This is a genomic window from Zoogloea sp. JDB1, assembly GCF_056724025.1.
In genome coordinates, this window is sequence record NZ_CM161496.1 from 5,048,459 (window position 1) to 5,070,108 (window position 21,650).

24 protein-coding genes and 2 tRNA genes are annotated in these 21,650 nt (G+C 65.2%); 20 read left to right on the forward strand and 6 right to left on the reverse strand.

Going from position 1 to position 21,650, the window contains the following annotated elements:
* Nucleotides 1-71 precede the first annotated feature (71 nt).
* From AC1PPK_RS22920 to AC1PPK_RS22930, 3 genes are read left to right on the forward strand one after another with little or no spacing between them, the layout of a single operon-like run.
* A complete protein-coding gene (locus tag AC1PPK_RS22920) occupies nt 72-2,759 on the forward strand; it encodes a bifunctional acetate--CoA ligase family protein/GNAT family N-acetyltransferase (protein ID WP_481115302.1) in 2,688 nt (895 codons plus the stop codon).
* A gap of 2 nt (nt 2,760-2,761) precedes the next feature.
* Complete coding sequence (locus tag AC1PPK_RS22925) at nt 2,762-3,361, forward strand: DNA-3-methyladenine glycosylase I (protein ID WP_481115303.1); 600 nt, start codon at nt 2,762-2,764, stop codon at nt 3,359-3,361.
* A gap of 38 nt (nt 3,362-3,399) precedes the next feature.
* On the forward strand, nt 3,400-4,248 hold the full coding sequence (locus AC1PPK_RS22930) for a D-hexose-6-phosphate mutarotase (protein ID WP_481115304.1): 849 nt from the start codon (nt 3,400-3,402) through the stop codon (nt 4,246-4,248).
* A 94-nt stretch (nt 4,249-4,342) separates the two neighbouring features.
* On the opposite strand, the gene AC1PPK_RS22935 is transcribed toward AC1PPK_RS22930, so the two are convergent.
* Entirely contained in the window at nt 4,343-5,578 is a 1,236-nt protein-coding gene (locus AC1PPK_RS22935; protein ID WP_481115305.1) for a hypothetical protein, read from the reverse strand.
* Between the two features lie 182 nt (nt 5,579-5,760).
* Here AC1PPK_RS22935 and AC1PPK_RS22940 point away from each other — a divergent pair, with 182 nt between their 5' ends.
* The 11 genes from AC1PPK_RS22940 to AC1PPK_RS22990 all read left to right on the forward strand — a co-directional run bounded on the left by AC1PPK_RS22940 (nt 5,761) and on the right by AC1PPK_RS22990 (nt 13,036).
* Nucleotides 5,761-8,088 (forward strand): Tex family protein, encoded by a 2,328-nt coding sequence (locus AC1PPK_RS22940; protein ID WP_481115306.1) that lies wholly within the window; start codon nt 5,761-5,763, stop codon nt 8,086-8,088.
* A gap of 87 nt (nt 8,089-8,175) precedes the next feature.
* Nucleotides 8,176-8,541, forward strand: coding sequence for an ArsC family reductase (locus AC1PPK_RS22945; protein ID WP_481115307.1), 366 nt, complete (start codon nt 8,176-8,178; stop codon nt 8,539-8,541).
* On the forward strand, nt 8,538-9,395 hold the full coding sequence (gene hslO / locus AC1PPK_RS22950; RefSeq protein WP_481115308.1) for an Hsp33 family molecular chaperone HslO: 858 nt from the start codon (nt 8,538-8,540) through the stop codon (nt 9,393-9,395). The genes AC1PPK_RS22945 and hslO overlap by 4 nt, the downstream gene beginning before the upstream one ends.
* Before the next feature lie 90 nt (nt 9,396-9,485).
* Nucleotides 9,486-10,298 carry a septum site-determining protein MinC gene (gene minC / locus AC1PPK_RS22955; RefSeq protein WP_481115309.1) on the forward strand — a complete coding sequence of 271 codons (813 nt, stop codon included), beginning with the start codon at nt 9,486-9,488 and terminating at the stop codon, nt 10,296-10,298.
* Nucleotides 10,299-10,325: 27 nt separating this feature from the next.
* The gene (gene minD / locus AC1PPK_RS22960; RefSeq protein WP_481115310.1) at nt 10,326-11,141 is read left to right on the forward strand and encodes a septum site-determining protein MinD; all 816 of its coding nucleotides are present in this window, start codon (nt 10,326-10,328) and stop codon (nt 11,139-11,141) included.
* Nucleotide 11,142: 1 nt separating this feature from the next.
* Nucleotides 11,143-11,403: a cell division topological specificity factor MinE gene (minE, locus tag AC1PPK_RS22965; protein ID WP_481115311.1), complete on the forward strand. Its 261-nt coding sequence runs from the start codon at nt 11,143-11,145 to the stop codon at nt 11,401-11,403.
* Nucleotides 11,404-11,411: 8 nt separating this feature from the next.
* Nucleotides 11,412-11,496 (forward strand) — tRNA-Leu (locus AC1PPK_RS22970).
* An 89-nt stretch (nt 11,497-11,585) separates the two neighbouring features.
* Nucleotides 11,586-11,876 (forward strand): hypothetical protein, encoded by a 291-nt coding sequence (locus AC1PPK_RS22975; RefSeq protein WP_481115312.1) that lies wholly within the window; start codon nt 11,586-11,588, stop codon nt 11,874-11,876.
* A gap of 4 nt (nt 11,877-11,880) precedes the next feature.
* On the forward strand, nt 11,881-12,504 hold the full coding sequence (locus AC1PPK_RS22980; protein ID WP_481115313.1) for a DUF6036 family nucleotidyltransferase: 624 nt from the start codon (nt 11,881-11,883) through the stop codon (nt 12,502-12,504).
* Nucleotides 12,489-12,588 (forward strand) — tRNA-Ser (locus AC1PPK_RS22985). The genes AC1PPK_RS22980 and AC1PPK_RS22985 overlap by 16 nt, the downstream gene beginning before the upstream one ends.
* 28 nt (nt 12,589-12,616) lie before the next feature.
* Nucleotides 12,617-13,036 (forward strand): DUF1178 family protein, encoded by a 420-nt coding sequence (locus AC1PPK_RS22990; RefSeq protein ID WP_481115314.1) that lies wholly within the window; start codon nt 12,617-12,619, stop codon nt 13,034-13,036.
* Between the two features lie 22 nt (nt 13,037-13,058).
* Here AC1PPK_RS22990 and AC1PPK_RS22995 read toward each other — a convergent pair whose 3' ends face one another.
* On the reverse strand, nt 13,059-14,483 hold the full coding sequence (locus AC1PPK_RS22995) for an MBL fold metallo-hydrolase RNA specificity domain-containing protein (RefSeq protein ID WP_481115315.1): 1,425 nt from the start codon (nt 14,481-14,483) through the stop codon (nt 13,059-13,061).
* 141 nt (nt 14,484-14,624) lie between these two features.
* Between AC1PPK_RS22995 and AC1PPK_RS23000 the strand changes: the two genes are divergently transcribed.
* Entirely contained in the window at nt 14,625-15,935 is a 1,311-nt protein-coding gene (locus AC1PPK_RS23000; protein ID WP_481115316.1) for a DUF2325 domain-containing protein, read from the forward strand.
* 144 nt (nt 15,936-16,079) lie between these two features.
* Nucleotides 16,080-16,970 (forward strand): hypothetical protein, encoded by an 891-nt coding sequence (locus AC1PPK_RS23005; protein WP_481115317.1) that lies wholly within the window; start codon nt 16,080-16,082, stop codon nt 16,968-16,970.
* A gap of 125 nt (nt 16,971-17,095) precedes the next feature.
* Here the strand turns inward: AC1PPK_RS23005 and AC1PPK_RS23010 are convergent, their stop codons facing one another.
* The 3 genes from AC1PPK_RS23010 to AC1PPK_RS23020 are packed head-to-tail and all read right to left on the reverse strand — an operon-like array spanning nt 17,096 to nt 18,972.
* Nucleotides 17,096-17,908: an EAL domain-containing protein gene (locus AC1PPK_RS23010; protein WP_481115318.1), complete on the reverse strand. Its 813-nt coding sequence runs from the start codon at nt 17,906-17,908 to the stop codon at nt 17,096-17,098.
* Nucleotides 17,895-18,737, reverse strand: a complete 843-nt coding sequence (locus AC1PPK_RS23015) for an EAL domain-containing protein (protein ID WP_481115319.1) — start codon at nt 18,735-18,737, stop codon at nt 17,895-17,897. The genes AC1PPK_RS23010 and AC1PPK_RS23015 overlap by 14 nt, the downstream gene beginning before the upstream one ends.
* On the reverse strand, nt 18,727-18,972 hold the full coding sequence (locus AC1PPK_RS23020) for a helix-turn-helix transcriptional regulator (RefSeq protein WP_481115320.1): 246 nt from the start codon (nt 18,970-18,972) through the stop codon (nt 18,727-18,729). Before AC1PPK_RS23020 ends, AC1PPK_RS23015 begins: the two co-directional genes overlap by 11 nt.
* A 114-nt stretch (nt 18,973-19,086) precedes the next feature.
* Between AC1PPK_RS23020 and AC1PPK_RS23025 the strand changes: the two genes are divergently transcribed.
* Complete coding sequence (locus AC1PPK_RS23025) at nt 19,087-19,437, forward strand: helix-turn-helix domain-containing protein (protein WP_481115321.1); 351 nt, start codon at nt 19,087-19,089, stop codon at nt 19,435-19,437.
* Between the two features lie 213 nt (nt 19,438-19,650).
* Here the strand turns inward: AC1PPK_RS23025 and AC1PPK_RS23030 are convergent, their stop codons facing one another.
* Nucleotides 19,651-19,878 carry a hypothetical protein gene (locus tag AC1PPK_RS23030; protein WP_481115322.1) on the reverse strand — a complete coding sequence of 76 codons (228 nt, stop codon included), beginning with the start codon at nt 19,876-19,878 and terminating at the stop codon, nt 19,651-19,653.
* A 29-nt stretch (nt 19,879-19,907) separates the two neighbouring features.
* Between AC1PPK_RS23030 and AC1PPK_RS23035 the strand changes: the two genes are divergently transcribed.
* From AC1PPK_RS23035 to AC1PPK_RS23045, 3 genes are all read left to right on the forward strand, one after another.
* Nucleotides 19,908-20,174: a hypothetical protein gene (locus AC1PPK_RS23035; protein WP_481115323.1), complete on the forward strand. Its 267-nt coding sequence runs from the start codon at nt 19,908-19,910 to the stop codon at nt 20,172-20,174.
* Nucleotides 20,175-20,215: 41 nt separating this feature from the next.
* Entirely contained in the window at nt 20,216-20,896 is a 681-nt protein-coding gene (locus tag AC1PPK_RS23040; RefSeq protein WP_481115324.1) for a hypothetical protein, read from the forward strand.
* Between the two features lie 291 nt (nt 20,897-21,187).
* On the forward strand, nt 21,188-21,643 hold the full coding sequence (locus AC1PPK_RS23045; RefSeq protein ID WP_481115325.1) for a chemotaxis protein CheW: 456 nt from the start codon (nt 21,188-21,190) through the stop codon (nt 21,641-21,643).
* The last annotated feature ends 7 nt before the right edge of the window (nt 21,644-21,650 follow it).

Genomic DNA, 21,650 nt, shown 5'->3' on the forward strand with positions numbered 1-21,650 from the left:
CAGACGCCCCGAAGCCCCGTGGCAACGGCAACCCAATAGCCGCACGATTCGCACTCACCCGAGTACCCATCATGAACGAACAGCACTACCTCACGCCCCTCTTCGAGCCCCGCTCCGTGGCCATCATCGGCGCCAGCGAAAGAGAGCTGTCCCTCGGCAACATTCTCGTCCGCAACATGCTGGAGGCCAGCTTCAAGGGCAAGCTGTTCACCGTCAATCCCAAGTACGACCAAGTGCTGGGCGTCCCCTGTTACAAGAGCGTCGAGGACATCCCCCAGCGCCTTGACCTGGCCGTCATCACCACCAAGGCCGACCGCGTGCCGGCCATCGTCGACGCCTGTGGGCGTGCCGGCTGCAAATCCGTGGTAGTGCTGCCGTCGGGCTTCTCCGACGCCGGTCCGCGCGGCCGCATGCTCGAGAAGAACACCGTCGAAAACGCCCGGCGCCACCGCATCCGTCTGCTCGGCCCCAACTGTCTGGGCGTGCTGCGCCCCGAACTCGGCCTCAACGCCAGCTTCGCCCACGGCGGTGCCATCAAGGGCTCCATCGGCCTGATCTCCCAGTCCGGCGCCCTCTGTTCGGCGATCCTCGACTGGGCCCGGCCCAACAACGTCGGTTTTTCGTCGGTCGTATCCCTCGGTACCTCGGTGGACATCGACTTCGGCGAGGTTCTCGAATTCATGGTCTCGGACGCTCGCACCGAGAGCATTTTTCTATACGTAGAAGGCATCAAGGACGCGCGCCGCTTCGTCAGCGCGCTGCGCGCCGCGGCCCGCGTCAAGCCGGTGCTGCTGATCAAGGTCGGGCGTCATCCGGCCGGCTCCCACGCCGCACTTCTGCACTCCGGAGCCACGGTCGGCGAGGACGCGGTGTTCGATGCAGCACTGCGCCGCGCCGGTGTGATCCGCCTGTACAACATGGGCCAGCTGTTCGCTGCCGCCAACGCGCTGTTCTCCCACTTCCGCCCGCGCGGCAACCGCCTGGCCGTGATCACCAACGGCGGCGGCCCCGGCGTGATGGCCGCCGACCGCGCCGCCGACCTGCGCATTCCACTGGCCACCCTGTCCGACGGCACGGTCGCCAAGCTCAACGAGATCCTGCCGGCCAACTGGTCCCACTGCAATCCGGTGGACATCATCGGCGATGCTGACCCCGAGCGTTACAGCAAGACCCTCGACATCGTGCTGGCCGACGAGAACGTGGAAGGCGTGCTGACCATCCTGACCCCCCAGGCCATGGCCCGCCCCACCGAAGTCGCGCAAAAGGTCATCGAGATCGAACGGGCTGCCGACAAGCCGGTGTTCACCTGCTGGATGGGCGAGGAGCAAGTGCGTGAGGGGCGCAAGCTGTTCGAGACTGCCGGCATTCCCACCTTCCGCACGCCGGAACCGGCGGTGGAGCTGTTCGGTCACATCTCGGCTTACTACCGAAACCAGAAACTGCTGGTACAGACGCCGAGCTCCCTGTCCTCCGACCTCAACCCACCGTCGGTGGAAAGCGCCCGCCTGGTCATCGAAACGGCCCTGTCCGAGAGACGCAAGAACCTCAACGAAATGGAATCCAAGGCCCTGCTGGCGGCCTTCCGGATTCCCATCGCGCAGACCGTCGTCGCCCGCTCTGCCACCGAGGCGATGGTGCTAGCCGAAGAACTGGGCCTGCCGGTGGCCATGAAGATCGACTCGCCGTCGATCACCCACAAGGCCGACACCGGCGGCGTGCGCCTCAACCTCAGCGGCCTCGCCGCCGTACGCTCCGCCTACCAGGAAATCCTGGAGGAAGTGAAGCGCAAGCGCCCGGACGCCATCATCAATGGCGTCGCCATCGAACCGATGGTCATCAAGCCCTACGGCCGCGAGCTGATGGTCGGCTCCTTCCGCGACCCGATCTTCGGACCGGTGATCACCTTTGGCGAAGGCGGTGCCCACGTGGAGATCCAGGCCGACCGTGCGGTCGCCCTGCCGCCGCTCAACAACTACCTGGTCAAGGACTTGATCAAGTCCACCCGCGTATCCACGCTGCTCGGCGAATACCGCAACATGCCGCCGATCAACATGGAGGCGCTGGAGTTCGTGCTGCTGCGCATCTCCGAAATGGTCTGCGAGCTGCCGTGGATCCGCGTGATGGACATCAACCCACTGATCGTAGACGAGCACGGCGCCGTCGCCGTCGATGCGCGCATCGTGGTGGACAACATCGCCCCCACCGCCGACCGCTATGACCACATGGCGATCCACCCCTATCCGTCGCACCTGATCACCAAGATCTCGATGCCGGAAGGCGAGATCACCGTACGACCGATCAAGCCCGAAGATGCGGATCTGGAAATCGAGTTCGTGCGCAAGCTGTCGCCGGAAACCAAGTACCTGCGCTTCATGAACACCCTGCGTGAGATGCCGCCGGCAATGGTGGCCCGCCTCACGCAGATCGACTATGACCGGGAAATGGCCTTCGTCGCCACCATCGAGGAAGACGGAGTCGAAGTGGAAATCGGCGTGACCCGTTACGCGGTCAATCCGGATGGCGAGACCTGTGAGTTCGCGATCGTAGTCGCCGAGGACTGGCAGCACCGCGGCCTCGCCCGGCGCCTGATGGGCGTGCTGATCGAGACCGCGCGCAACCGCGGCCTGCACGCGATGACCGGGATATTCCTGTCGAACAACGAACGCATGCTGAAATTCGTCGCCAGTCTGGGCTTCGTGTTGACCAACGACCCGGAAGACAACACCGTCAAGCACGGCATCCTGACCCTGCAGGGCTGACGATGAACAACGCCAGCCAGCCCATCCGCTGCGCCTGGTGCGGGGACGACCCCCTGTACCAGGCCTACCACGACGAGGAATGGGGCGTGCCGCTGCACGACGACCGAGCCCTGTTCGAACTCCTGACCCTCGAAGGCGCCCAGGCCGGGCTATCGTGGATCACCGTGCTGCGCAAGCGCGAGAACTACCGCCAGGCCTTCGCCGGCTTCGATCCGGCCGCAGTGGCCCGCTTCACCGAAGCCGATCAAGCCGCCCTCCTCGCCAACCCGGGCATCGTCCGCAACCGCCTGAAGGTCGCCTCCACCATCGACAACGCCCGTGCATTCCTGGACATCCAGGCCGAGTTCGGCAGCTTCGACACATGGCTGTGGCGCTTTGTGGACGGCCAGCCGATCCACAACGAGCTGCGCAGCCTTGCCGACGCCCAAGCCAGCACACCACTGTCCGACCAGCTCAGCAAAACCCTCAAGAAACGCGGCTTCCGCTTCGTCGGCACAACCATCTGCTACGCCTTCATGCAGGCCGCCGGCATGGTGAACGATCACACCACCGACTGCTTCCGCCACCGGGAAGTCGCCGCGTTATCATCGCGCCCTCTGTAACACTGAAGCGCCGGCCCCACGCGGCCGGCCCGCGAAACATGACCGACCAGATCGAAACCGCCGAATTGCACGGCCAGCCCGTTCTCAAGCTGCAGACGCCGGACGGCGCTGTCGCCCTGATCTCCCTGTTCGGCGCCCATGTACTGTCCTGGACACCCGCCGGCGGCGAAGACCGTCTCTATCTCAGCCCCAAGGCCGTCTTCGACGGCAGCACCGCCATCCGCGGCGGCGTGCCGGTGTGCTTCCCGCAGTTCGCCGGCCTCGGCCCCCTGCCCAAGCACGGCTTCGCCCGCAACCGTCGCTGGGCTGTTTCCAGCACCCGCGCCGGCAAGGACTACGCCGTCGCCACGCTGCGCCTCACCGACGACGACGCCACCCGCGCCCTGTGGCCGCACGCGTTTGCAGCCGAAATGAGCATTTCCATCGGCGGCGACCGCCTCGACATGGAACTGGAAGTGGAGAACACCGGCGACACGCCGTTCCACTTCACCGCCGCCCTGCACACCTACCTGAAGGTACGCGAGGTGGAGGCCTTGAGCGTCGATGGCCTGCGCGGGCTCGAATACCGGGACAGCGCCGACGGCGACCGGATCAAGAAGGAAACCGGCGTCGGCCTCGCCATCGACAGTGAAGTGGACCGCGTGTATCACGGCGCGCCCCGCACGCTGCTGGTACGGGAAGATCACCGGGCCATGGGCATCCACACCGAGAACTTCCCCGATATAGTGATCTGGAATCCGTGGGAGGAAAAGTGCGCGGCCCTCGCCGACATGCCTGCCGACGGCTTCCGCCGCATGCTGTGCGTCGAAGCCGCCGCGGTGAAGGAGCCTGTCGAGCTGGCTGCCGGCACCAACTGGTGGGGCCGGCAGACCCTCATCGCAATGTAAGAAGCAGCGGCCTCAAGAAAAGAAAACGTCGGGCAGCCCCAGCTTTCCTTGTCCCCGCGGGGGTGGGCTGGGCGCCGCCCAGCCCTGGGAGCGCTCAGTTGGCCGCCCGCACCGTATCGGCCACATTGCGGCCATTCACGCGGACGATCGCGAGGGTATGGCCGGAGCCATCCATCTCCACCGGCTCAATCGTCACGCTGCCCGAATCCAGCGCCCGTTGCAGGCGCTGGGTAGCATGCTCGGAGGTCATGCCGGGCTCACGTACATCGAGCCCCTGGACCCGGATCTTGCGACCGCCCTGATAGAAGGTCGCACCATCCATCGCATAAGCCCGCGAAGCGCCCCGCACCGGACGTGACGGCGTTGGTGTCGTCACTGCCAGCGGCGCATTGCCGGAAGACACGGCAGTACTCGCAGGCGGCGCCTGCGGCACACTCACGGGCACAGTTGGCGCAAGGACCGCACGGGGAACGGGAGCGGGAGCCGGGGCCTGAGCGGGCGCAGCCGGCGCATTGACCGCGGCGGCCGCGGCAGCCGCCGCTTCCGCCGCCGACATTTCCCCACTGGAAAAGCTGGACGGCGCACGTACGGCATGAACCTGGGGCGCAGGAGCCGGACGCGGCGCCGCAACGGCCGTCGGCGCAACAGGGGCCGGCGCACTGACCGGCGGGGGAATCACCACGCTCTGGCGCCCACTGGACACGGCCGGCGGCGGCACCGGAATCGCCGCGCGACGCTCCGCCGGCGGCAGCGGTGCCGAATTCGGCGTAAAGGCCTCACGCCCCAATGCCTCGCGCCCCGCCATCGGCGCATAGGCCTCCCGCCCGATGGCGCGGCCATGGCTGCGGCTAGGCGGCTTCGGCGGCTCGACGCGGGACTCGACGGTCTTCAGCGCGGCAGCCTTGGCAGCCGCCTTGGCATCCGGCGAAAGGGGTGCAGCGACCTGCGGCGTCCGCTCCTCCCGAACCGCCTTGCCGTGATGGCGGCGGTCATTACGCTCGGCCTTGCCCTTTCCCTTGCCCGCCTTGCCGCCTTTCTCGGCAACCGCGGCTTTGTCGTGGTGGCCGGCCTTGCCGGATTTCACCGCATGGCGCGGCGTTTCGGCCTTGGCGGCCTTGCCCGAGGCGGACTTGGTCGAAAAGGTTTTCTTGGATGCGCTGGCCTTGGCCTCGGAAGACTTTCCGGCCTTGGCGGTCTTTTTGGCCTCCGGCTTGGAAGCCGGGGCTGCCTTGTGAGCACCGGCCTTGGCCTGGTGATGGGCGGCAGAGGCTTCGCCTCCGGCCATCATCAGGCCCAGCGCCAGCGTCAGCGCGGCAATCTTGGGATTCATGCGGTGTGCTCTCCTGCTGTATCGGGTCGCCCCAAGGGGCGCTCCGACTGGATGTACGCGAAAACGGCAGTCTGCGCGACATGGATAATCGTGAGATTTTACCGGAAACTCCACCGGCTACGGACTTGCAGGCGCGGCTGCCTTTCTGCACCATGCGCCCTTTTTGAGGCCTTCCCCCGTCCATGCTTCTGCCGATCGAACAACGCATTGCCGCCGAACTAGGTGTACAGCCCCGTCAGGTTTTCGCTGCCGTGCAGCTTCTCGACGAAGGCGCCACCGTGCCCTTCGTGGCCCGCTACCGTAAAGAAGTGACCGGTGGCCTGGACGACACCCAGCTGCGCAACCTGGAAGAACGCCTCGGCTACCTGCGCGAACTGGAGGATCGCCGCGCCGCGGTAATCGCCAGCATCGACGAGCAGGGCAAGCTCGACCCCGCGCTGCGTGAAGCCATCGAAAACGCCGAAACCAAGCAGCGCCTCGAAGACCTCTACCTGCCCTACAAGCAGAAGCGCCGCACCAAGGCCCAGATCGCCCGTGAAGCCGGCATCGAACCCCTCGCCAATGCGCTTCTGGCCGACCCGACCCTGGTGCCGGAAAGCGAAGCCAGCGCTTACCTGAACGCCGAAGCCGGTTTCGCCGACACCAAATCGGTGCTCGACGGTGCCCGCCAGATCCTGATGGAGCGCTTCGCCGAGGATGCCGAGCTGATCGGCAAGCTGCGCGAATACCTGCAGGATCACGGCGTCGTCGCCTCGACGGTGATCGCCGATAAGGAAAACGACCCGGCCGCCGCCAAGTTCCGCGACTGGTTCGACTTCCGCGAAGCCATCGGCACCGTGCCGTCCCACCGGGCGCTGGCCCTGTTCCGCGGCCGCAACGAAGGCTTCCTGCGCCTGCAACTGGCCCTCGACTCCGACCCCACCGACGGCAGCACGCCCGGCCCCAACCCCTGCGAAGGGCGCATCGCCGGCCATTTCGGCGTCAAGGACCAGGGGCGTGCCGCCGACGCCTGGCTGCGCGAAACCGTGCGCTGGGCGTGGAGCGTCAAGATCTCCCTGCACCTGGAACTCGAACTGCTCGGCCAGCTGCGCGAGCAGGCGGAAGAGGAAGCCATCCGCGTCTTCGGCCGCAACCTGAAGGACCTGTTGCTCGCCGCCCCCGCCGGCGCCCGCGCCACCCTGGGCCTTGACCCCGGCCTGCGCACCGGCGTCAAGGTGGCCATCGTCGACCAGACCGGCAAGCTCCTCGACACCGCCACCATCTACCCCCACGAGCCGCGCCGCGACTGGGACGGCAGCCTGCATACCCTGTCCAAGCTGTGCGAGAAGCACAAGGTGTCGCTGATCGCCATCGGCAACGGCACCGCCAGCCGCGAGACCGACAAGCTCGCCGCCGACCTCATCAAACTGCGCCCCGAGCTGCACATGACCAAGATCGTCGTGTCGGAAGCCGGCGCCTCGGTGTATTCGGCGTCCGAACTGGCCGCCAAGGAATTCCCGGACCTAGACGTCAGCCTGCGCGGCGCCGTCTCCATCGCCCGCCGCCTGCAGGATCCGCTGGCCGAACTGGTCAAGATCGACCCCAAGTCCATCGGCGTCGGCCAATACCAGCACGACGTCAACCAGACCCGCCTGGCCCGCGCGCTGGATTCAGTGGTTGAGGACTGCGTGAACGCCGTCGGCGTGGACGTGAACATGGCCTCCGTCGCCCTGCTGACCCGCATCTCCGGCCTCAACGCCACGCTGGCCGCCAACATCGTCGCCCACCGGGACGCCAACGGTCCCTTCCCCAACCGTGCCGCGCTGCTCGACGTGCCGCGCCTCGGCCCCAAGACCTTCGAACAGGCCGCCGGCTTCCTGCGCATCACCAGCGGCAGCAACCCGCTCGACGCCTCCGCGGTGCACCCGGAAGCCTATCCGGTGGTCGAGCGCATCCTCGCCGACATCCAGAAGAACGTCCGTGACCTGATGGGCGACGCCCGCGCCATCGGCCAGCTGAAGGCCGAGCGCTATACAGACGAACGCTTCGGCCTGCCCACCGTGCAGGACATCCTGAAGGAACTCGACAAACCCGGCCGTGACCCGCGCCCCGAGTTCAAGACCGCCAGCTTCAAGGAAGGCGTCGAGGACCTGAAGGACCTCGCCGTCGGCATGATCCTCGAAGGCGTGGTCACCAACGTCACGAACTTTGGCGCCTTCGTGGACATCGGCGTCCATCAGGACGGCCTGGTCCACGTATCGGCCCTGTCCGACCGCTTCGTCAAGGACCCGCACACCATCGTGAAGGCCGGTCAGGTCGTGAAAGTGAAGGTCACCGAAGTGGATCTGCCCCGCAAGCGCATCGCCCTCACCATGCGCATGGGCGACCAGCCCCAGGCCGGCGGCCACAAGCCCGGCGGCGACCGGCGCGACGCACCGCGCGGCGGCCAGCGCCCGGCCGGCAAACCGAACCGCGAACCAGCCCTCGCCGGCTCGCTGGCCTCCGCCTTCGCCAAGGCCCTCAAGAAATAAGCCCGCGCCCACTCCGGGACGGCTAAAATCCGTTCCATCTGTTTGATTTTCCAGCGACGCCCTCCGGGGCGTCGCGCTGTTTTCCCGATGACCACGATCTACGGCATAAAAAACTGCGACACCATGAAGAAGGCCTTCGCCTGGCTCGACGAACATGGCGTCGCCTACACCTTCCACGACTACAAGAAGTCCGGCATCGACTCGGGCAAGCTGCACGCCTGGAGCAAGGCCATCGGCTGGAAGAGCCTCGTCAATACCCGCGGCACCACCTGGCGCAAGCTGTCCGCCGAGCAGCAAGCCATCGAGACCCAGAGCGCCGCTGTGCAGCTGATGCAGGAATTTCCCAGCCTGATCCGCCGCCCGGTCATCGAGACCGACAGCGGCCAGTTGCTGGTCGGCCTCGACACCACCCTGTACACCAGCTTCCTCACCGCGACGGGAACCCCGGAATGAGCAACTCCTACATCCAGCGCTTCCTGCTTGAGGACCTCGACATCCGCGGCGCCGTCGTCAAGCTCGACGACGTCTGGCAAGGTATCCTCGAAAACCGCGACTACCCGGCCAACGTCCGCGACCTGCTCGGCGCCATGAGCGCCATCGCCAGCGTCATCGGCGGCAACCTCAAGCAGGCCGGCCGCCTGACCATCCAGCTGCAGGGCCACGGCCCGGTCAGCCTGCTGGTGGTGGACATCAACGAAGCCCTCAACCTGCGCGGCTACGCCAAGGCCACCCCCGAAGCCGCCGGCCAGCACGGCATCGCCGACCTGCTCGGCGACGGCCAGCTGCTGCTGAGCCTCGACATGCCCGGCCTGCGCCACCCGTACCAGAGCTATGTGCCGATCGAGGGCGACAGCGTCGCCGAGATCTTCGAGCACTACCTGACCCAGTCCGAACAGCAACCCGCCGCGCTGCACACCGCCGCATCGGAAAACGCCGCCGCCTGCCTGTTCCTGCAAAAGCTGCCGGACGCCGACAAGAAGGACGCCGACGGCTGGGACCGCGTCACCCGCCTGGCCTCGACGATCCGCCCCGAAGAACTGCTCAACCTGCCCGCCGACGAAGTGCTGCTGCGCCTCTTCCACCAGGAAACCGTGCGCCTGCTGGACGCCCGCGAAGTCACGCACGACTGGCCACAGGACTGGGACAAGGTACGCGACATGCTTCGCTCCCTCGGCCGTGCCGAACTGGAGTCCATGCTGGCCGAACACGGCGAAGTGCTGATCCACGACGACCTGTCGAACCACGAATACCGCTTCAGTGCGGACGACATCGGCGCGCTGTTCGACGAACCGCCCACCCTTCACTGACACAACCCCTTGCACCCGCGGACTTGCCCGAAACCCTGCCGAAAAGTAGACTTCCACGGCTTTAGTCCGCACTCACGCAGCAGATCTTCTATGGCCGACGCTTCCCAGGGCAAATTGATCGAGTTCAAAGGCGCCAGCCTGGCGGTGATGACCGCCTACGTCAGGGAGACGGACGCCGTGCGTCTCGCCGACGCCATGCACATGATGATGGGCGGCATGCCCGACTTCTTTGCCGGCGAACCGGTAGTGCTCGACTTCTCCCAACTGACTGGTGCCCCCGACTGGGTGGACTGGACCGCCATCACCAGCCTGCTGCGGCGCTACCAGGTGCAGCCCATCGGCGTGCGCCACCTGCCCGGACACCTGCACGAAGGTGCCCGTCGCGCCAACCTGGCGATGCTCGGCCAGGAAGGCATGTCGGCCGAAAGGCCCGTCGCCACGCCGCAACCCGCAGCGCCGGCGCCCCAACCCGAACCCGTGGCGGCGCCCGCTCCGGCCCCTGCGCCGGAACCCGTTGCCGAAGCCCAGCCGACTACCGGCAGTTCCGTGGCCCCCACACTGATCGTCGAGCGCCCGCTGCGCTCCGGCCAACAGGTCTACGCCAAGGGCGGCGACCTCGTGCTGCTCGCCGGCATGAGCCCCGGCTCGGAAGTCATCGCCGACGGCAGCATCCACGTCTATGGCCCGCTGCGCGGCCGCGCCCTCGCCGGCGCCCGGGGCGACACATCGGCCCGCATCTTCAGCACCAATTTCGGTCCCGAGCTGGTCTCCATCGCCGGGGTGTACCGCACCTTCGAACGCGGCATCCAGCAAAACGTCGCCGGGCGTGCCGCCCAGGTGCGCCTCATCGGCTCGGACAACCAACATACTCTCGAAATCACCCCGCTTCAGAACGACCACTGAAGCGACACCACTATTTAAGGGGATCCCGTGACACGCGTCATCGTAATCACGTCCGGCAAGGGCGGCGTCGGCAAGACCACCACCAGTGCGAGCATCTCGTCCGGGCTGGCCTTGCGTGGCTTCAAGACCGCGGTCATCGACTTCGACGTCGGCCTGCGCAACCTCGACCTGATCATGGGCTGCGAACGCCGGGTGGTGTACGACCTGGTCAACGTCATCAATGGCGAAGCCAACCTGAGCCAGGCCCTGATCAAGGACAAGCACTGCGACAACCTGTTCATCCTGCCCGCCTCGCAAACCCGCGACAAGGACGCGCTGACCGAGGAAGGCGTCGAGAAGGTCCTGAAGGATCTCTCCCACCAGGGCTTCGACTACGTGGTCTGCGACTCCCCCGCCGGCATCGAGCGCGGCGCCGTCATGGCGCTGACCTTCGCCGACGAGGCCATCGTCGTCTCCAACCCCGAAGTCTCCTCGGTGCGCGACTCCGACCGCATCCTCGGCATCCTGCAGAGCAAGAGCCGCCGCGCCATCGAAGGCCGCGAACCGGTCAAGGAACACCTCCTGATCACCCGCTATGCAGCCAAGCGCGTCGAAGAAGGCGAAATGCTGTCCTACAAGGACGTGCAGGAGCTGCTGCGCGTGCCGCTGATCGGCGTGATTCCCGAATCCGACGACGTCCTGCAGGCCTCCAACCAGGGCACGCCCGCCATCCACCTGAAGGACAGCGACGTCGCCTTCGCCTATCAGGACGTGGTAGCCCGCTTCCTCGGTGAAGACCGCCCGCTGCGCTTCGTCAGCTATGAAAAGCCCGGCATCCTGAAGCGACTCTTCGGAGGCAAGTAAGATGTCCCTCCTTTCCTACTTTTTCGGCTCGAAGCCCAAGACCGCCGCGGTAGCCAAGGAGCGCCTGTCGCTCATCATTGCCCACGAGCGCACCAGCAACCGTGCACCGGACTTCCTGCCCGCGCTGCAGAAGGAACTCATCGAAGTCATCTCCAAGTACGTCAATGTCGGCCTCGACGACATCAAGGTCCAGCTCGAAAAGCAGGACAACTGCGAGATCCTCGAAGTGAACATCACGCTGCCCGAGCAGCCGCAGAAATAAACCCAACAGCCCGGATGGTGAAATTGGTAAACACAGCGGACTTAAAATCCGCCGCCTCACGGCCTACGGGTTCGATTCCCGTTCCGGGCACCACCCAACACCAAGCAATGGCCCCTCACGGGGCCGTTGTTATTTATGATCGAGAAGATCGTAATTACTCGTCGTGATCGGAGGGTAAGGCAGTGACCGCCAGAGATGTGGAATCCGCGCTGCTCGCCCGGTGCTCTTCCGTTGCACGAGAAGCTGCGCAATCGGCCCAGGACCAGCGCGAGGCCAATGTGTTCCGCTTGGCGGCGATGGTCGTCCAGTCTCGATTTCCCGTCGAATCCAGGTGCTTGCTGCAAGCCAGCGAGCAGTATTTCGCCTTGCATCCGAACGAAAGACTGGCTCCGGCAGATGTCGTCAGAAAGGGCTGGATTTTCAGCCTGCCTCGCTTGCGGGACATGCTGACACACCAGTTCTACAGGCATTGAAGCCATGTCGGCCAACCAGATGTTTCATACCCACACGGCCCTGGCGGAGGGATTGCGGGAGTTGTTCAAGCAACTTGCAGAACGGCTGTCACTGTGCAGCCCCGTAAATGTGTACCTGGCGGGTGGGATGGCCGTTCATCTCTACACGGCCAATCGCGTCACGACCGATGTAGACGCGGAATTCGGGGGACGCATCCATCTTCCGAATGATCTGATGGTCGAGGTCACGCTGGAGGATGGAAGCCAGCAGGTCGTCTATCTCGACACCAATTACAACTCGACCTTTGCACTGTTGCACGAGGACTACCTGGATGACGCCATTCCGGTAGATCTCGGCGTGGATCAGCTTCGCGTGCACGTCCTTTCGCCCGTTGATCTTGCCGTAAGCAAGATCTCCCGCTTCGCCGACAACGACAAAGAGGACATTGCAGCATTGGTTCGACTCGGCCTGACAAGCGCCGACGAAATCGAGCAACGTGCAACGAGCGCCCTGGCGGGTTACGTCGGCGGGCAAGCCATGCTGCAACTGAATCTGCGGGATGCAGTCGCCATGGCTCGTCGGGTTGAAGCGGAAGGGCTGTCAGCCACACAAGCACACAGCGGCGAGCATCAGCCTCATAAAGAATGAATGGACGCACAATGACCCACATTTTTGCGGACTCGAAATCCGCCTCTTCGCAGCCTACGGGTTCGATTCCCGTTCCGGGCACCACCTTTGCCGGCGTCAGCCGTTTCGCGCCGTGATCGTCCTCGACCTCAGCTGCGAGCAGGGCCATCGCTTCGAAGCCTGGTTCGCCTCCAGCGACGCCTTCGAAAACCAGCTCGCCCGAAATCTGGTGAGCTGTCCCCACTGCGGCACTCACCAGGTCAGGCGGCTGCCCTCCGCGCCCTACGTGCAGACCTCGTCCCACTCCCGGCCGCCTGTCGCGGAGCCGGACCCGCAGGCCATCGCAGCCAAGCTGATCGAAGCCCTGCGTACCGCCGCCCGGCAGTCCGAGGACGTCGGCGAGCGTTTCGTCGAGGAAGCCCGCCGCATTCACCATGGCGACGCCGAAGAACGGGCCATCCGCGGTCAGGCCAAGCCCAGCGACATGATCGAACTGCTGGAAGAAGGCATCCCCATCCTGCCCGTTCCGCCGGACAAGGACGACCTGCACTGAGCCTCCGCGCCGGGGATACACCTCATCCCCCGCCGTTCACCACCGCAACCCGCCCCTCCGTCTCACGGACGAGCCGCTCGGCCAGCGCGTGGCGGGCCGCGGCTTCGCCATGGACCAGACGCACCTCCGCCGGCAACACCAGCATGCGGGTGACGAAGCGCACCAGATCGTTCTGATCCGCATGCGCCGAATAGCCGGACAGGGAATGAATGCCGGCCCGAATCCCGACGCGCTCCCCATCGATCTCCACATAGCCGCCCTGCGGCCCGTAGGTCTGGATCGCATGGCCCGGCGTACCGCGCGCCTGGTAGCCGACAAACAGCACATCGTGGCGCGGGTCGTGCAGCATCGCCTTCAGATAGTTCATCACCCGCCCGCCGGCACACATACCACTGGCCGCGATCACCACCGCCGGCTCGCCGCTGCGGGCCAGGCGGCGCACCGTCGCCTCGTGTTCCACATGATCCTCTATCCCCGTCAGCTGCTCGAAGGCCAGCGGCTTGCGGCCGGCACGCACACGGGCCAGCCCCTCCTCGTCCCAGAACGGCTGCAGTTCCCCATACAGCCGCGTGAAGCGTCCGGCCAGCGGTGAATCCAGATAGAACGGCAAGCTCGCCCAGCTTGCCGCATGGGGCCCCGGCTGGCGCCGCTGCTGGTACAGGATGTCCTCGAACTCGTAGAGCAACTCCTGCGTACGGCCGATGCTGAAAGCCGGCACGATCACCGTGCCACCGTTGCCGAGCGCCTTCTCCACCACCGTCTGCAGCTGCCGGCGCCGATCGTGGCGGTTCTCGTGGATCTTGTCTCCATAAGTGCTCTCCAGCACCACCACATCCGCCGCCTCAGGCGAGCGTGGCGCCGGTAGCAGCGGCGTGAACGGCGCCCCCAGATCGCCCGAGAACACCACCCGCCTCACCGCGCCGCCGGCCCGCGTCAGTTCCACCTCCACATAGGCCGAACCGAGAATGTGCCCGGCGCGCTGCAAGCGAATCCGGCAACCCGCCCCCTTTGCCCCATTCCCATCGAAAACCCGGTACCAGGTATTCCACTTGAGCGGGCGGATGCGCTGCTCGACCATCTCCAGATAGCGCTCCACCAGCCGCGCATCGCGGCTCACCCCGAACGCGAAGGCATCCGCCAGCACCACCGGCAACAGCTTGGCCGACGGCTCGCTGCACAGGATCAAGCCCTTGAAACCCGCCGCCAGCAACCACGGAATCCGCCCCACGTGATCGATATGCACATGGGTCACCACCAAGGCCCGCACAGCCTCCAGCGGAAAACCGATCTCCAGCCGATCCTGCGCCGCCGCACCGTCCGGCGCCGTCTCCGCGCCCTGGAACAGGCCGCAGTCGATCAACAGGCTGTTGATGTCATCGATGAAGAGCTGGTGACACGATCCCGTCACCCCGTCGACTGCGCCGTGATGGATGATGTTTGCATTCATGGCCGCAGTTTATACGGCGCACAAAAAATTCCATACAAATAAATTGAGGTCCTTCCGAAAGCCCCTGGACCACAAGTCACATTGCAAGGCGGAGCATCGCTGTATATCTTTGTGTACAACGAAATCTCCGGAGCCGCCGTCATGAACCGTCCCACCCATCTGTTCCAGACCGATAATGCCGCCACCACGACACCCGCCTGGATGGAAGACGCGTTCCCCCCGCCGGCCAGACTGCCCGCCGGCAGCTTCGTGCGGCGGCGCACGCGGCTGCACGAGCTCGACGGCTATTTCCACTGCTCGCTGATCGGCACCTGCCTGAGCACCGCCGATCTACGCAAGCTCATCCCCAAATATTCCGAACTGGATCGCACCAAGGCCACCGACCTGGACATCCACCACATGGCCGTCCGCCTTTCCGGCGAAGGCGGCCCCGGCGCCAAGGCCCTCAACAAACTGCTCGACACCCTCTATGCCGCCGACCTGAAGCGCTTCCAGCGCCACAAGAACGACGACGAACTCTATGCGGCCTGGACCGAATGCCTGCGCCACGGCGACGTTCCCGGCGCCTACTGGGCCCTGATGACCCACCCGGCCACCTCCCTCAGCCTGCGTCAGCAGGTCTTCGGCGAAGTGCACATGCTGTCCCACCTGGTCGGGGCGGCCAATCGCGCCGACATCCGCCGCCTACTCGCCCTCGAAGAAGACAACGCCCACCTCAAGGAAAAGGTCGAACGCCAGCAAGCCCGCCTGCAGGAACTCGCCCAGCAACACAGCGCCCTCGAACGGCAGCGCGCCGCCGCCCCCCTCCCCACCCCGGCGGACACCCGCATCACCCAACTGGAAGCCCAGGTGCACGCCCTCGAAGCCGCCCTGCAAACGCAAAACCAGCAGGCCGCCCACCACGAGGCCCGCGCCAACAAACTGGAAGAGCGCCTGCAGGAAGCCGACGCCAAGGCCCAGTCCCTCAAGACCGCCCTCACCGAATCGCGTCGCTTCGGCGACGAGATCCGCGCCGAATTCGAAGCCATCGACCGCCACCTCACCGCCCAGTTCTCCGACGCCGGCCCCGCCCAGGGCAGCATCGCCGACGCCCTGCGCGGCAAACGCATCCTCTACGTCGGCGGCCGCCCCCATTCATCCCAGGCCATCCACGCCATGGTCAAGACCGCCGGCGGCGAACTCATCCTCCACGACGGCGGCATCGAAGACCGCCGCGGCCTGTTTGCCAGCAGCCTGGCCAACACCGACCTCGTCGTCTTCCCCACCGACTGCGTCGGCCACAACGCCGTCGCCCTGCTCAAACGCGCCTGCGAACGCCACGGCGTCCCCTACCGGCCGCTGCGCAGCGCCGGCCTCGCCAGCTTCGCCGCCCTGGCCGCCGAACTGGCACGGACGGAAAGCAGCAGCACCGCCTGCCCGCCCCCATCCCGCTTCTGCCTGCACCACGGCTAGAACACCTGCCCAAGTACCCAGTAGAAGCGAGCCCTGCGCCGGGGTGCTCCGGCGCGCTACATTTCCTTGCATTTCTTAACCGCCCCTTGCGGAGACTTCGGAAAGAATGCCTTCCGGATTCCCCCACCTGCGAAGGAGACACCCATGAGTCATGCACACGAGAATCTGAACACCAGGACCACTGCCGGTTTCCAGTTCACCTTCACCGACGGCCAGATAACGGGTATCGGCACTGTGTACGGCACACACACCCATAGCCTCACCATCCCCAGCAACACCACCTTCACGGTAACGGACGGCGTCGTCACGGAAACCCTCACCAAACCGTGGGGCACCGACACCATCCAATACACCCAGGACACAAGCGACGCCACGCTCTACCACATCACGTCCGAAACCCACACCATCGCCGAGCCCGACACCACCGACAGCCAGGGCCACCTCCACGGCTACACCTTCACCATCAGCGACGGCGCCGTGACGGGCGTCCAGATCGTCACCGGCACGACGGGCGACGACGATGACGACGGCAAGACCATCACGCACAACCGGGAGATCCTGCCCGGCCAGCACTTCACACTGAACGCCGACGGCAGCATCACCGAAACCACCCTGTCCGGCAGCACCGTCAAGACCATCCAGTTCGTCGCCGATGACACCAGCGGCTTCTACGCCATCGCCTCCGAAACCACCACCTTCATCCAGGCCGGCAGCGCCACCACCCGCCTCAACGTGCAGCCCCTCATCCGCGACAGCTTCACCTTCGACGCCAACGGCGCCATCACCCAGGTTGAAGCGGTCCGCCCCGACGGCAGCACCAAGATCCTCAACACCTCCCCCAACACCACCTTCACCGAACTCGAAGCCGGCTACGTCCTGGAAACCTTCACCAAGGGCCACAAGAGCTACTTCGAGGTTTACCACGACGGCAACGGCGACGGCATCTACACCAGCGTAGCCCAGGGCAGCGGCACCGCCGTCGACCTCGTCGGCCTCAAGGCCCAGATCGACGCCACCGTCGACGTGCTGACCTGAGCCCCCCGCTTAGTGAAGGGCGAACGAATCCGCCATCGCCTCGCCCTGCACGAAGTGCGCGCCCCCCGGATCGAGTTGCGCAGCAGTCACACCGACCGGCGCAACCGATGCGGGGGCGCCCCCCCTTACGCTTTGCCGCCCTCCAGCCACGCCCTCACCTTGCTGGCGGGCATCGGACGGGCGATGGCGAAGCCCTGGGCGGTTTCGCACCCCAGACGCGTCAGCTGGACCACATGGGTGAGCGTTTCAGCCCCAGTGGCAACCACCGGCCAGCGAAAAGCGTCCGCCAGGGCCAGGATGCTCCGCACAACGGCACGGTCATCCGGATGTTCCAGCATGCGCCCGACGAAGCGGCGATCGATCTTCAATCGCACCGGCGGCAAGCCACTCAGATAAGTGAAGCGCGCAAAACTCGTCCCGAAACCATCGATGGCAAAGCGGATGCCCAGCTCCGTGCACGCCCGCACCTGCCTCAGCAACGCCGGCATCTGCTCGATCAATGCCCGCTCCCGCACCTCCAGCTCGAGATCGGCGGCGGACAAATCGGGATAGGCATCGATCAACGCCCCGATGTACGCACTCAAATTGCTGCGCTGGAGCGAACGTGCCGAAATATTCACGCTGACCGGCACCCGCACCCCCACCGCACGCCACGCCGCCATCTGGCGCACGGCCTCGTGCAGCACCCACAGATCGATCCTCTCCGCGGCCCCTGCGTCGTCCAGCAACGTACGGAAATCCCGCGGCAACAGAATCCCCCGGTCCGGGTGCCGCCAGCGCAGCAAAGCCTCCATCCCCGTCGCCTGCTGCGTGCGCAGCCCCAGCTGAGGCTGGAAGAACAGGCAGAACGCCCCGCGGGCAAAACACTCGAAATCCCGCCCGAGCTGGCGCGCCGCCGACAGACTCAAAAGCGAATCCGGGTTGTCACACTCGAACATCGGCACGCCTCACCCCCCAATCATCGTCAAACCGGAAGCACTCCGCCCAAGCCCGCACCTGCTCGGCCGGCATCGGTGGCGCCACACAAAAGCCCTGGATCACATCGCAGCCCAGTTCCGCCAACAGGCTCGCATGCGCCGCCGTCTCCACCCCCTCGGCCACCACGGTGTGATGGAACGCATGCCCCAGGCCCAGCACACCCGCCACAATAGCCCGGTCCTGCTCATCGTCCACCATGCCCGCCACAAAGGAACGATCGATCTTCAGACTGCCCACCGGCAGGCACTTGAGATGGCTCAGGGACGAAAAGCCCGTACCGAAATCATCGAGCGCAAAGCGGATCCCACCCGCCGCGCACCGCTCAATCTGCGCCCGCACCTGGGCCAGTGGCGCGATCAGGGCCGTCTCGAGAATCTCCAGCTCGAGATCCAGCGGCGACACCTCCGAACTGCGCGCAAACAAGCCCTGCAGATACCCGCACAAACCGACGCGCCGCAGCGCATGGGGAGACACATTCACGCTCACCGACGTCCTGAACCCCGCCCGCCGCCACGCAGCCAACTGGCCCACTGCCGCCTGCAGCACCCACAAGTCGATCTGCTCGGCCGTCCACGGATCGGCCAGCAAACCCGCAAAGTCCTGTGGCAACAATATCCCACGGCTCGGGTGACACCAGCGCAGCAAAGCCTCAAAGCCCACCAGGCTGCGCGCGCCCAAAGCCACCTTGGGCTGGAAGAACAAGCAGAACGCCCCCTGCCCGCCCTCCGCCTCGCCCCCTATCCCGCCGGAATCCAGACCGGCGGCAAGCTCATCACCATCACCTATCACCGGCCTTCTCCTCCATGCGTACCGCCGGGCTGAAACGCTCCGGGTACAGCAACTGCTCCTCGTTGATCACATGCCTGCCCAGCGCCTCCGCCAGGCGCGCCGCCAGCTCCGGCGAAGGGCGCTGCACACCGCACTCCAGCGCCGAAATATGCGGCTGGGTCACCTGAACCAAACGTGCCAACTGGCTCTGGGTCAGCCCCAGACTCATGCGCACAAGGCGCAGCGGCGTTGTCATGAAGCCAACCTCATATGCAAAACATGTATCAGTAACTATAAGTTTCGATTATCAAACAAGTCAACAGCATTAATTATTTACCGGCATATAGGTATTACCTATATTTTAAGTCCTATGAAGATAGGACAACGAATCAAAGCAACACGGGAACTTAGGGGGCTCAGCCAAGGAGAACTCGCCCGGCGGGTTGGAGTGTCTCAGCCCGCCGCATCCGAATGGGAAAGCTGCCGAACCGAACCCACCGTCGAAAACCTCCGCGCCCTCGCCGTGGAACTCGACCTGTGGTTTGAATGGCTCGTCACCGGGCGCGGCGCCCGCGACTACGACCCCAACCAGCCCCAGCCCCCCGAATACCGCGTCGCGCCACCCCTCCCCGCCGACGAGCGCGACCTCCAGGCCGCCTACCGCAAGCTCACCCCCGCCCGCCGCGAAGCCCTGCTCGACTTCCTCAAGCGCTGGGGCTGAACGCCCCGGAACACCGCGCCCCGCAGTGCCCCCGCACGCGGGGCGTCCGGTGCTACCGCACCCGCCAGACAAGCTCCACCGCCCCCTCACCCCGCCCCTCCGGGCCGCCCCCTGCCTGCGCCCCGCCTCCCCACGTTCCGCGTCTCCTCCCCTTCGGCGACAGCGCCCGGCCCCCCTGCGCCCGGCCCCCCTGCGCCCGGCCCCTCAAAATATTCACATACAATATTCAATTAGGGTAACCTGTAAATCCATGAGATGTTTGGCCTGCGCCACAAAATCAAACCAGCGCGACGCATGAAAATTCCATCCCGTTGCTTCGCGTAAAGATCCAGCGGGGCCGACAAGCGATTTTTTGGATCCAAAAAAACAATTTTTCATATGAAAAATCAATTTTTTCAACCCACAAAACTGTTCCGCCAAGCCACTCAACCCTCGCGCCATCCCACCCAATCATCAAGACGCGTGACGCCATGCTTTTAACGCCTGGCCCAAAGCGCGCGACACGCCGCCCACTGTTTTTTTCGTGCCGCCGCAGCATTTCGTCCCATGAAAAAATTTTCCGTCGGCGTGAAAAATCCGATTTTTCCTATGAAAAAAAGATTTTTTCCCAAGAAAAAATCGTCCGGCGGCATCGCCAATTCCCCAATTCAGAGCACGTCAACATCCCGCAAAGCCAGGCGGGAAGCGGGTTTCCGGGCTTATGCCGAAACCTGCGCAAGCGCTTCAAGGTTCATTGAGCACTTCTTTCAACCAAGCAGCACAAACTGGAGACGATGAAATGGCAAAGAGTTACTACCTGCCCAAGGACGACAACGGCAAAGTGGCCCTACTGGACCTGCTGGCCACCCGCTTGCCGATCTATGCGGAAACCCTCGAAGTCAGCCCCGCCGACCTTGCCAGCCTGCAAGCCGACGCAGCCGCCTTCCGCTACATGATCAACGCCCACAACGTCATCCAGGGCAATGCACGCCTGTGGACGACCTTCAAGAACCTGCAGCGCGACGGCGGCGCCGGCACCGGCGCCTTCCCCCCGGCCGCCAACCTCTCGGCCCCGGTGCCCACCGTGCCGCCCGGCATCATTCCCCGCGTCACCGCCTTGATCGCCCGCATCAAGACGGCCCGCAACTACACCGAAGCCATCGGGCAGGATCTCAGCATCGTCGGCAGCAACCAGATCGTCGATCCCGACGGCTGGAAGCCCATCATCGACATCGCCATCAAGGCCGGCCGCCCGGTCATCCAATGGACCAAGGGTGACGCCGACTCCATCGAGATCTGGGCCGACCGGGGCGACGACAAGGGCCTCAGCTTCCACACCATCACCACCGACCCGGCCTACACCGACGCCAGCCCCGCCCCGAGCACCTCCGCCCTGTGGAAATACAAAGCCATCTACCGCCTGCGCGATGAGCAGGTCGGCAACTGGAGCGACGTGATCAGCGTGGCCGTCGGCAGCTGAACGCCGGCTGCGCCGGGCCTGGCACAGCCGTTCAGGGGGCGCCGCCGCCCCCCGCCGAAGCACCCGGCGGCCGCTGGCTTTTTTGAGCAGGCCGGTCGGCCGGAAACCGATCTCAAGTGAATTAAGAGTCGGAGCCCAATGCCGCAGGTCACAGACTCGCGGGTCCAATTGACCGCAATATCAATGCCATTACAGCCTATCGGGTGCTCATCGGCCGGAGCATTCGTGCAACAGGTTTTACCCTGTTGTTCCCGGACCGCTGCGTACCAATCCCATTCAATGGTTCATGCGATGGATAAAGATACCGGGTTCTGCCTGATCTTCGCGCTGGATGGACAACAGTTCGCGCTGCCGCTGCCCATGGTGGAAAAGGTCGTACGCGCGCAGGCCATCACCCCTTTACCCCAGGCCCCCACCGTCGTCTCGGGAATCATCGACTTTCACGGCGAGATTGTGCCGGTCATGGACATCCGTCTCCGCCTCGGCCTGCCCGCCCGGCCGATCGCCCTCTCCGATCAGATCATCATTGCGCGAACGCCCCATCGCCCCATTGCCTTCGCAGTCGAAAAGATCCTGGACGTCGCGGCATGGCACGATCAGGACAGGGTCCCCGCCGAGGCGGTCGTTGCGGGAGTCAAGTTCCTCGACGGCGTGCTCCGGAACCAGGCAGGCATGATCCTCATGTACGATCCAGGCGCCTTCTTCCTGCCGGAAGAACATCAACAGCTGGACCGGTTGGTGAGCTAGGCCCGCA